The organism is Photorhabdus sp. RM71S (assembly GCF_042879355.1).
GTDB lineage: Bacteria > Pseudomonadota > Gammaproteobacteria > Enterobacterales > Enterobacteriaceae > Photorhabdus > Photorhabdus kayaii.
In genome coordinates, this window is record NZ_JBHFKV010000249.1 from 1 (window position 1) to 301 (window position 301).

The 301-nt window shown below is 50.5% G+C and carries 1 protein-coding gene; it reads left to right on the forward strand.

Annotated features, from left to right (window positions below):
* On the forward strand, nt 1-301 hold a 301-nt coding region (locus ACGF5R_RS24755; RefSeq protein WP_387440467.1), incomplete at both ends, for a phage portal protein.

The following is a 301-nucleotide window of genomic DNA, read 5'->3' on the forward strand; positions in this document are numbered from 1 at the left end:
TGACGTTGAGAGAAAGCAAACTGTTTCACAGATGTTGCGTTTGGGTTTCCGGCATAAGCTGTTAGATGGTGATGCGCTTGCGGTGCTGCAATATCGAACAGACAGGTTAGGGTCCGGCAAGGGGCGTTATGCTACGACAATTCAAATTGTGGACCCAGACCGACTCAGCAACCCACAACAGAATTTCGATATGCCACATATTCGCGGCGGTGTAGAGATAGACGATGACGGTGCCCCTACGTTTTACCATATTCGAGAGGCCCATATTGGCGACTGGTGGAGCGGCGCAAAAACCATGACA